9 protein-coding genes are annotated in these 10,332 nt (G+C 72.1%); 3 read left to right on the top strand and 6 right to left on the bottom strand.

Going from position 1 to position 10,332, the window contains the following annotated elements; translation table 11 throughout:
* The first annotated feature begins 557 nt into the window (after nt 1–557).
* Entirely contained in the window at nt 558–1,190 is a 633-nt protein-coding gene (locus IGS67_RS08550) for a YgjV family protein (RefSeq protein WP_192279611.1), read from the top strand.
* Between the two features lie 80 nt (nt 1,191–1,270).
* On the opposite strand, the gene IGS67_RS08545 is transcribed toward IGS67_RS08550, so the two are convergent.
* From IGS67_RS08545 to IGS67_RS08530, 4 genes are all read right to left on the bottom strand, one after another.
* Nucleotides 1,271–2,737, bottom strand: coding sequence for a dihydrolipoamide acetyltransferase family protein (locus tag IGS67_RS08545; RefSeq protein ID WP_192279609.1), 1,467 nt, complete (start codon nt 2,735–2,737; stop codon nt 1,271–1,273).
* A gap of 12 nt (nt 2,738–2,749) precedes the next feature.
* On the bottom strand, nt 2,750–3,829 hold the full coding sequence (locus IGS67_RS08540) for an alpha-ketoacid dehydrogenase subunit beta (RefSeq protein WP_192279607.1): 1,080 nt from the start codon (nt 3,827–3,829) through the stop codon (nt 2,750–2,752).
* The gene (gene pdhA, locus IGS67_RS08535) at nt 3,826–4,980 is read right to left on the bottom strand and encodes a pyruvate dehydrogenase (acetyl-transferring) E1 component subunit alpha (RefSeq protein WP_407925816.1); all 1,155 of its coding nucleotides are present in this window, start codon (nt 4,978–4,980) and stop codon (nt 3,826–3,828) included. The genes IGS67_RS08540 and pdhA overlap by 4 nt, the downstream gene beginning before the upstream one ends.
* A 184-nt stretch (nt 4,981–5,164) precedes the next feature.
* On the bottom strand, nt 5,165–5,557 hold the full coding sequence (locus tag IGS67_RS08530) for a phage holin family protein (protein WP_192279605.1): 393 nt from the start codon (nt 5,555–5,557) through the stop codon (nt 5,165–5,167).
* A 39-nt stretch (nt 5,558–5,596) separates the two neighbouring features.
* Here IGS67_RS08530 and hisC point away from each other — a divergent pair, with 39 nt between their 5' ends.
* Nucleotides 5,597–6,676, top strand: coding sequence for a histidinol-phosphate transaminase (hisC, locus tag IGS67_RS08525; protein WP_192279602.1), 1,080 nt, complete (start codon nt 5,597–5,599; stop codon nt 6,674–6,676).
* A 7-nt stretch (nt 6,677–6,683) separates the two neighbouring features.
* Here the strand turns inward: hisC and IGS67_RS08520 are convergent, their stop codons facing one another.
* Nucleotides 6,684–8,396, bottom strand: coding sequence for a hypothetical protein (locus tag IGS67_RS08520; protein WP_192279599.1), 1,713 nt, complete (start codon nt 8,394–8,396; stop codon nt 6,684–6,686).
* Nucleotides 8,393–8,704 carry a hypothetical protein gene (locus IGS67_RS08515; RefSeq protein WP_192279597.1) on the bottom strand — a complete coding sequence of 104 codons (312 nt, stop codon included), beginning with the start codon at nt 8,702–8,704 and terminating at the stop codon, nt 8,393–8,395. Before IGS67_RS08515 ends, IGS67_RS08520 begins: the two co-directional genes overlap by 4 nt.
* Before the next feature lie 144 nt (nt 8,705–8,848).
* Between IGS67_RS08515 and purB the strand changes: the two genes are divergently transcribed.
* Nucleotides 8,849–10,303, top strand: coding sequence for an adenylosuccinate lyase (purB, locus tag IGS67_RS08510; RefSeq protein WP_192279596.1), 1,455 nt, complete (start codon nt 8,849–8,851; stop codon nt 10,301–10,303).
* Nucleotides 10,304–10,332 lie beyond the last annotated feature (29 nt).

Raw genomic sequence — 10,332 nt, 5'->3', positions numbered from 1 at the left:
ACGAAGCGGACCCGAAGGTCCAATTAAACTGGCAATGACCGACAATCGTCGGTCCATTCCAAAGGAATCTCGACGATCAGGCACCGAACCACCATGTAGCGGCCGGCATCCCTCTCGCACGAGAGTTATTTGGCATTGACTATCAAGCACACTGTTGAGTTCTCAAGGAACAGACGCGCATCCTCGCTCTCCCCTTGCGGGTCCTGCTCGGAGGCAACCGTTCAAACTTACTCTGCCCGCCTGCCGATGTCAACTTCGGTTCCTTGCGGTTCCTGGTTGCGGCCGGCGGCCAGTTCCCGTCCGCGACACAGCGATGCTGTTCCGAGTCTGGGGGTGGTTCTCCAGGCGGGACCGGCCACCAGCTCACTCCTCGCGGAGGCCTGCTCGGTGTCCGTTCCTCCCTGCCGGGCGAACGAGTAGAACGTTACGCGGAGGTTTCCACGAGGGTCAAATCCGTGAGCGGTGACGCCGGTCACCTGCCTCACCAGCCGGGCTATCGTGAACGAGCCGGCAGAGCCGCCGGCCCCGGCATCATGCCGTTCCCCCTGGAGCACGCCATGCTCGAAGCCATCGGCTGGATCGGATCCGCGATCCTCGTCCTCTCCCTCGTGCAGACACGCATCCTGCGGCTGAGGATCCTCAACCTCACCGGGTGCCTCGTCCACATCGGCTACAACACCGCCGTCGGCGTGTGGCCGATGGTCGGGCTCAACGTCGTCCTCGCGATCGTCAACGTCGTGCAGCTGCGCAAGCTCCTCAAGGAGCAGCACGCGGACGTGGGCGGCTACGACGTCGTGCCCACCGACGTCGACGCACCCCTCCTGCGCCACCTGCTGACGCGCCACCACGACGAGATCGTCAAGCTCCACGGCGTCGAGCCCGCCGACGTCCCCGCGACCGAGGCCTACCTCGTCCTCCGCGGTGATGAGACCGTCGGCGCCGTTCTCCTCGACGACGCCGGCGACGGCACCGCACGCCTCACGCTCGACCACGTCGTCGAGCGCTACCGGGACTTCACGCCCGGCGAGCACGTCTTCCGCCGCTCCGGCATCCTCGCCGGGCACGGCTACGACCGCATCGTCACCCGGCCCGGGATCACCGGACGGACCGCCCAGTACTACGAGACCGTCGGCTTCACGCGCGACACGACGACCGACGAGTTCGTCCTCGCGGTCCCCGTCGCCGCCTGACCGCACCCGCCTCCTGACGGATCGGCGCCGTCCCCCCGTCGGACGGGGGGACGGCGCCGATCTGTCGGGGAGCGCGAGTGCTAGATCCAGACGAGCGCCTGGCCCGGCTCGTGGAGCACCGCCGCGACGTCGGCGAGCACCCGGCTCGCCAGCTCACCGTCGACAAGACGGTGATCGACGCTCAGCGCCAGCTGCGTCACCCACCGCTTCTTGATCTTCCCCTTGTGGACCCACGGCTGCTCACGGATCGCGCCGAACGCGAGGATCGCTGCCTCCCCCGGGTTGAGGATCGGCGTCCCCGTGTCGATTCCGAACACACCGACGTTCGTGATCGTGATCGTGCCGTCCTGCATGTGCGCCGGCGGGGTCTTCCCCGTCCGCGCCAGCTGCGTGAGCCCCGCGAGCGACTCCGCGAGCTGCAGCAACGTCGCACGGTGCGCGTCCTTGATGTTCGGCACCATGAGGCCCCTCGGAGTCGCCGCCGCGATCCCGAGGTTGACGTAGTGCTTGTAGACGATCTCCTGCGCGGCGTCGTCCCAGCTCGCGTTGATCTGCGGGTGCCGGTCGATCGCGATGAGCAGCGCCTTCATCGCGACGAGCAGCGGCGTCACCCGCACGTCCTTGAAATCACGGTCCGCGCGCAGCCGCTCGACGAGACGCATCGTCCGCGTGACGTCGACCGTGTGGAACACCGTGACGTGCGGCGCCGAGAACGCGCTCGCCACCATGGCCTCGGCCGTGCGCTTGCGCACCGACCGCACCGGCACGCGCGTCTGCCGCCCGTCGGACGTCACCGACCCCTGCGCGAGCCACGGCCTGTCGTCGTCGGTGTCGTTCGCGTACGTCGCGAGCTCGCGCGCGTCCGCGCGCTCCGCCTGCGCGACGACATCCTCGCGCGTGACGAGGCCGCCCGGGCCCGTCGGGACGATCGACGTGAGGTCGACCCCGAGGTCCCGCGCAAGCTTGCGGACCGGCGGCTTCGCGAGCACCACCGCAGGACCGCGCGACGACTCGGGGGCGGGCGCCGCAGTGCCCACCGGCGCGCGGGCCGGGACCGGCGCGGGCGCCACGACGCCGCCCGAAGAAGAACCCGCGGGCGCGACGGCCGACCCGGCCGCGGGCGCGCTCGGCGAGGCCGACGGCGCCGCCCGGCGCGGACGTCGGACCGACGCGTGCTCAGCCGTGCCGTACCCGACGAGCACCGCCCCCGAGCCGGCGTCGGCCCCGTCCTGCACGCTCGGAGCAGCCGCAGCCGCGGACGTCGCCGCAGGAGCCGGAGCGGCCGGTGCCGCAGCACCGTCCGGGTCCGTGTCGACGACGACGATCGGCGTCCCCACCTCGACCGTCGTGCCCTCCGGCACGAGGATCTCCGCGACGACGCCCGTCCACGGGCTCGGCAGCTCGACGAGCGACTTCGCCGTCTCGATCTCGACGATCGTCTGGTTGACCGTCACCCGGTCGCCCACCGCGACGTGCCACTGGACGATCTCGGCCTCGGTGAGGCCCTCACCGGCGTCGGGCAGGGGGAAGGACTCGAAGGTCGGCACAGCGTCTCCGTCTCAGAAGGCCAGCGAGCGGTCGACCGCGTCGAGGACGCGGTCGAGCCCGGGCAGGTAGTCGTGCTCGATCTTCGCGACCGGGTACGGGGTGTGGAACCCGCCGACGCGCAGCACCGGCGCCTCGAGCGAGAAGAAGCACTCCTCCGTCACGCGCGCAGCGACTTCCGCGCCCGCACCGTGGAAGACAGGGGCCTCGTGGACGACGACGCAACGACCCGTGCGACGCGCCGACTCCACGACCGTCGGGAAGTCGATGGGCGAGATCGTCCGCAGGTCGACGACCTCGAGGCTGCGACCCTCCTCCGCGGCGGCCGCGGCCGCCGCGAGCGCGACGTGCACCGACGGCCCGTACGCGACGAGCGTGAGGTCCGTGCCCGGCCGGACGACGACCGCGCGGTCGAGCGTCTCGTGCCCGATCGCGTCGTACGCCGTCGGCGCACCTGCCGCCGGGAGCGCGAGAGGCGCGACCTCGACCGGGCCCTTGTCCCAGTAGCGGCCCTTCGGCTCGAGGAAGAGCACCGGGTCCGGCGACGCGATCGCCTCGCGCAGCATGCGGTAGGCGTCCGCCGGGTTCGACGGCGAGACGACACGCAGACCCGCCGTGTGTGCGAAGAGCGCCTCAGGGCTCTCCGAGTGGTGCTCGACCGCGCCGATGCCCCCGCCGTACGGGACGCGGATGACGATCGGCAGGCTCACACGCCCCGACGTGCGGTACCGCATCTTCGCGAGCTGCGTCGTGATCTGGTCGAACGCCGGGAAGATGAAACCGTCGAACTGGATCTCGAGGACCGAGCGGTAGCCGCGCATCGCGAGCCCGATCGCCGTGCCGACGATCCCCGACTCCGCGAGCGGCGTGTCGACGACGCGGTCCTCGCCGAACTCCGCCTGAAGACCGTCCGTCACACGGAAGACGCCACCGAGACGGCCGACGTCCTCCCCCATGACGAGAACCTTCGGGTCCTCCGCGAGCGCCTGACGCATCGCGAGCGTGATCGCCTTGGCGAGCGGCAGCGTCGTCGTGCCCGTGGGGAACGGCGCGACCTGCGCCTCGATCGCGGGCTGCGTGGACGTCGTGGTCATCGGGCACCTCCGTCGGCGAAACCGGACTCGTACTCGGCGAAGAACGCGCGGTCGTCCTCGACCGCCGCGTGCGGGGTCGCATAGACGTGGTCGAACATGCTCGCGGGCGCGGGCGCGGGCATCGACCGCACCGTCTCGCGCACGCGTGCGCCGAGGTCGGCGGCCTCCTCGACGACCTGCGCCGCCCACGCATCGTCCCAGCCGCCCTCGCGGCGGAGCATCGCCTCGATGCGAGCGATGGGATCGCGCTCGCGCCACTGCTGCTCGAGCTCGCGCGTGCGGTAACGCGTCGGATCGTCGGACGTCGTGTGCGCGCCCATGCGGAACGTGAACGCCTCGACGAGGCTCGGTCCACCGCCCGAGCGGGCCCGCTCGAGCGCCTCCTGGGTCACCGCGTAGCTCGCGAGGACGTCGTTCCCGTCGACGCGCACACCCGGCACGCCGAAGCCCTCGCCGCGGCGCGCGACCGGCACGCGGAACTGACGCTCGTTGGGCTCCGAGATCGCGAACTGGTTGTTCTGACAGAACAGCACGAGCGGCGCCTGGTTGACGGCCGCAAAGACGAGCGCCTCGTTGACGTCGCCCTGCGCCGTCGCACCGTCGCCGAAGTACGCGACGACCGCCGTGTCGACCGTCGGATCGCCCGTGCCGACGACGCCGTCGCGCTGGACGCCCATCGCGTAGCCCGTCGCGTGCAGCGTGTGCGACCCGATGACCAGCGTGTAGTTGTGGAACCGGTGCGCCTCGCCGTCCCAGCCACCGTGGTCGACGCCACGGAACAGCCGGAGGATCTGCGCGAGGTCGACGCCACGCGTGTGCGCGACGCCGTGCTCCCGGTACGACGGGAAGACGTAGTCCTGCGGGGCGAGCGCGCGGCCCGAGCCGACCTGCGCGGCCTCCTGGCCGAGGCACTGCGCCCACAGGCCGAGCTGGCCCTGTCGCTGGAGCGACGTGGCCTCGTCGTCGAAGGCCCGCACGAGCACCATGTCGCGCCACAGGTCGCGCACGTGGCCGTGGTCGAGGTGCGCGGCCCGCTCCCGGTAGGGCTCCCAGCGCGGATCGGTCGTGCGCTCGCCCGTGGGCGTGAGCAGCTGCACCATGGGCACGGCGTCGCCGGTCGGGCCCGTGCTGTCGGTCGCGTCGTCGGTCACGAAGGTTCTCCCCGAGGACTCTCGGCGGGACGCCGACCGGGCGGCCGACGCTGGCTACGGTTGCGTAACCTACGCCAGCGTAAGCAGACATCATCGACGAAGGGATAGGCTGCCGCGCCACGTGGACCGGTGATTCTTTGTGGGGGTCCCACAAGCCCAGGGACTGAGGTCCCTGTCAGCAGTGTCAGCGGTCCTTGCGGTCGGCGCGCCCGATCGCGAGAGACCCGAAGAATGACACGACCGTGACGAGCAGGGCCGCGAGGAACGCCGTCCAGAACCCGCCGTCGATCCGGATGCCCCACGACGTCCGCTCCGTGATCCACACCGTGAGCAGGAGCATGAGGGTGTTGACGACGAACGTGAACAGCCCGAGCGTGAGGATGTAGAACGGCACCGAGAGGAACGCCACGACCGGCCGCACCGCCGCGTTGACCACCCCGAAGATCGCCGCGACACCCAGCAGGACGAAGATCTTGCCCTCCGCCGAGCTCGCCCCGACGATGTTGAAGCCCGTGACGAGCAGCGACGTGATCCACAGGGCGAAGGCGTTGACGATGACACGCAGCACGAAGGTCATGCCTCGATCCTGCCAGCCACCCACCGCCGTGTCAGTGGGATGCTGTCCTGCGTGAGCGACAACCCTCAGCTGCGGCCCGCGGTCGACGCGCTGCCCGCCTACGTCCCCGGCGCCCGTGCAGGAGCGACCTCGTTCAAGCTCTCCTCGAACGAGAACCCCTATCCCGTGCACCCCGCGGTGCTCGCTGCGATCGTCGACGCCGCGCAGGACACCAACCGTTACCCCGACATGCACGCGAGCGAGCTCTGCGAGGCGATCGCCGGGATGATCGGCGTGCGCGCCGAGGAGGTCGTTGCTGGCAACGGCTCCGTCGCGGTGCTCGCGCACGTGCTCGGCGCGTTCGTCGACGCCGGCGACGAGGTCGTCCTCCCGTGGCGGTCCTTCGAGGCCTACCCCATCGCCATCCAGGTCGCGGGCGGCACGGGCGTGCGCGTCCCGCTCGCCGCAGGCGGACGCCTCGACCTGCCCGCGATGGCCGCAGCCGTCACCGAGCGCACGAAGGTCGTCCTCGTGTGCACGCCCAACAACCCGACCGGCCCCGCGGTCCACGCCGACGAGCTCGACGCGTTCCTCGCCGCGGTGCCGCGGCACGTCGTCGTCGTGCTCGACGAGGCCTACGTCGAGTTCGTCCGCGACCCCGAGGCGCCCGACGGCGTCGAGGTTTACGCCGCGCACCCCAACGTCGTGCTGCTCCGCACCCTCTCCAAGGCCTACGGGCTCGCCGGGCTGCGCGTCGGCTACGCCGTCGCGCGCCCGCGCCTCGCGGCGGGCATCCGCGCGGTCGCGACGCCCTTCGGCGTCTCGCACGTCGCGCAGCGCGCCGCGATCGCCGCGATCGGCGTCCAGGACCGGCTCCTCGAGATCGTCGACGAGCTCGTCGACGAACGCACCCGGCTCGTCGACCTCCTCACCGCCCAGGGCTGGGACCTGCCCGAGACGCAGGCGAACTTCGTGTGGCTGCCGCTCGGCGAGCAGACCGTCGCCCGCGCCGCCGAGGCCGCGAGCGCCGGGGTCGTCGTCCGCCCGTTCGCGGGCGAGGGCATCCGCGTGAGCGTCGGCGAGCCCGAGGCGACCGATCTCTTCTGCGAGATCGCCGCGGGGTGGCGCGAGGGCGTCTGAGCCGGCCTCACCGTGTCGTCGGCTCGGGCACGTAGACCTCGACCGGGCTCGCAAGCGCCTCCTCGAGAGGGCCCGACGGCCGCCCGCCGACGTCCCCCAGCACGTCGTCAAGTGCCGCCGTGACGGCCGAGCCCTCGAGCGCCTCCGCGGCGCGCACCCCGTTGACCGAGGAGTGCATCTTGTCAACCGGCGCGTGCGGCGTCCCCGCGGCCTCGTCCGGTCGCACCGTGACGGTCGTCCGCGTCAACGTCGCCGGGTTCTCCCGGCCGTCGAGCTCGTGGACCTCGTCGCCCTTGACCTCGATGTGCACCGCCTCGACCTCCTTCGGGAGGTCGATGCCGCCCGTTGGCGCCCCCACGGTGACGAGCCCTCCCGAACCGCGTCTTGCGGCGAGCAGCGCGCCGATCGCGCCGCCCTGGCTGTGCCCGACGAACACGACCTTCTCGCCGTCCTTGACGCCCGCGTTGCGCATCGCGCGCTCGACCGCACGGATGGCCTGCTCGTTCCGACGCATGAGGACCCCCGTGTTGCTGCCCCACGTCCGGGCGTGATCAGCGACGAAGAACCCCTTCTTCGCGGGGTTCGGGCGCCCCTCGCTGCCCGGGATGTAGACGACCCACGAGCTCGAGCCGTCCGGACGGACCGTGCGCTGCACGCCGACGGCACCCTCCGCCGAGCGCGCGTTGATCGCGTCGAGGGTGCGCAGCGCCTGCGTCGTCGTGCCCGCGCGCCGCGCGCCCTCCGGCGCCGGGTGCGGGCTCATCTCGGGGGTCGGGAGACGGTCCCGGAACCGGTGCGCCCACACGAACGTCGCCGGCTCCACGAGGCCGTAGTGAGCGACCTCCGTGAGCAAGTCAGCGGTCCCGGCGCGGTTGAGCGGCTTCGGTGCCCGTCCCAGGCCCGCCCCGACCGCGCTCTCGACGAGGTAGAGCGGAGTGCGCAGATCGGTGACCATGTCGAGCGCCGGGGTCGCGATGTCGGTCCGCTCGGCCCCGTCCTCGCGGATGTCCGCGACGACGCCTCCCGCTCGGACGAGACTCGTCACGCCCGCGACGGGCGCGAACGCCATCGCGAGCCGACGCCACACGCCGTCGTCCTCGGGCGGGCGTGCTTCCTCCTCCGCCCGCGCATACGTCTCCCGCGCACCGTCAAGCCCGTCCGCGAGTCGTCCCGCCTCGTCGGCAGCACGCGTGATGCCGCGCCCGAGCAGCTCGAGCGCCTCGACCACGTCGGCAGCGCGCGCAGCGAGCGCCGCCCGCGCCGCGACGACCTCGAACGTCGCCCCCGAGGCGACGACCAGCGCTACCGCCGCCGCGAGGGCGTGCCCGAGACGCTCCTCGAGCGCGCGGACGTCCGTCGCCGCGACACCCCCGTGCACGCCGGTGCCGTCGAGCCGTGCGGTGAGCCGTCGCAGCGTCGTGCCGAGGACCTCGAGCTCGTCGAGGTCGACGTGGAAGCCCGTGACGCCGCCGGAGACCACGATGCCCCGGGGACGCTCCGGCAGCCGCACGATCTCCGTGTCATAGGGCGCGACACAGACCGGAGGCGAGCCATCGGCCGGTTCCCGCACCGACGTCCGGGGACCCTGCGCGAGCTTGCGCGCCGGCATGAGCCCGTCCGTCAACGCCTGCGGGACGAGCGGGACCGTGCCCGTCGACAGCGGCGCGGCGAGGTCCGACGGCGCGCGGAGCGGCGCCGGCGGGGTCAGACCGCCGTTCACGCTTGCCCCCCGGCCGCACTCACCGTCTGCTCCGCCCTCGCGGCCGCGCTCGCGAGCGCGGGCAGCGCACGCTCGGCCTCGGCGACGAGGCCGGCAGCGGCCTCGAGGTCGTCGGCGAGGAGCCCGACGAGCTCGAGGAAGCGCAGCGCTGCTCCCGAACGCCAGGTCGTCGTCCGTACCTGCACGAGGGTCGCGCGGGCGTCGGTGAGCACCCCGGACACGTGGGCAAGTCGTGCGGCGACCCACGCGAGCTCGTCGCCGTGGGGCGCGGGGACGGGAGGCGGTGCAGGGGGCGCGGTGTCTGTCATGGCGGTGACCGTAGGCGCGGTCGGACGGCTCTGCGAGGGCTCCCCGAAGATCCGTGGACGGGGTCCTCGGAAGCCCCACCTGTGGTCAGGTCGCAGGCCGGACGACCCCGCCCGGATGTCCGTCCCCCGTGGGAGGATGCCGCCATGCCTTCGACGACGCCCACGCCCGTGACCGACCGCGTCATCCTCGCCGACGCGAACCCGCCGATCGCCCTCGGTGCGCTCGACGGCCGCTACCGCCGCGCGGTCGCGCCGCTCGTCGACCACCTCTCCGAGGCCGCGCTCAACCGCGAACGCCTCCACGTCGAGGTCGAGTGGCTCATCCACCTCACCGACCAGCAGGTCGTCCCGGGCGCAGCACGCCTCTCGGAGAACGAGAAGGGCTACCTCCGCGCGATCGTCTCCGACTTCGGCGCCGCCGGCGTCGCCGAGCTCGCCGAGATCGAGCGGCAGACCGTCCATGACGTCAAGGCCGTCGAGTACTTCATCAAGCGCCGCATCGCCGCCGCCCCCGGCTTCCTCGGCGAGGAGACCGTCCTGCCGTCCGTGAGCGAGCTCGTCCACTTCGCGTGCACGAGCGAGGACATCAACAACCTCTCCTACGCCCTCATGGTCCAGGGAGCTGTCCGCCAGGTGTGGCTGCCGGCCGCCGAAGCGCTCGTCGAGCAGATCGCTGCCATGGCGCGCGAGCACGCCGACGTCCCCATGCTCTCCCGCACGCACGGGCAGCCCGCGACCCCGACGACCGTCGGCAAGGAGCTCGCCGTCCTCGCGCACCGCCTGCGCCGGCAGACCCGCCGCGTCGCGGCCGCCGAGTACCTCGGCAAGCTCAACGGCGCGACCGGCACCTACGGCGCGCACCTCGCGGCCGTGCCCGGCGCCGACTGGCCGGCCGTCTCGCAGAGCTTCGTCGAGCACCTCGGCCTCACGTGGAACCCGCTGACGACGCAGATCGAGTCGCACGACTGGCAGGCCGAGCTCTACGCGGACGTCGCGCGCTTCAACCGCATCCTCCACAACCTCGCGACCGACGTGTGGACGTACATCTCGCTCGGCTTCTTCACGCAGATCCCCGTGCCCGGCGCGACCGGCTCCTCGACCATGCCGCACAAGGTCAACCCCATCCGCTTCGAGAACGCCGAGGCCAACCTCGAGATCTCGAACGCCCTCCTCGACACGCTCGCGGCCACGCTCGTCACGAGCCGCATGCAGCGCGACCTCACCGACTCCTCGACACAGCGCAACATCGGCACCGCGTTCGGCCACTCGCTGCTCGCGATCGACAACGTCGCCCGCGGTCTCACCGCGCTCGCCGTCTCCGAGCCGACCCTCCTCGAGGACCTCGACCACAACTGGGAGGTCCTCGGCGAGGCCATCCAGTCGGCCATGCGCGCCGCGGGCGTCGCCGGCGTGCCCGGCATGGAGAACCCCTACGAGCGCCTCAAGGAACTCACGCGCGGCCACCGCGTCACCGGTCCCGAGATGCGCGAGTTCGTCGGGACGCTCGGCCTGCCCGCCGACGTCACCGCACGCCTGCAGGCCATGACGCCCGCGACGTACACGGGCATCGCGAGCACGCTCGTCGAGCGCTACCTCTGACGCGCGCACGACGCCCCGGGCACCGCACG

It is taken from the genome of Flavimobilis rhizosphaerae, from assembly GCF_014852685.1.
In the GTDB taxonomy this organism is placed as follows: Bacteria; Actinomycetota; Actinomycetes; order Actinomycetales; family Cellulomonadaceae; genus Flavimobilis; species Flavimobilis rhizosphaerae.
The sequence above is the reverse complement of the archived record's forward strand: the minus strand, read 5'-3'. Positions and strand labels throughout refer to the sequence as shown.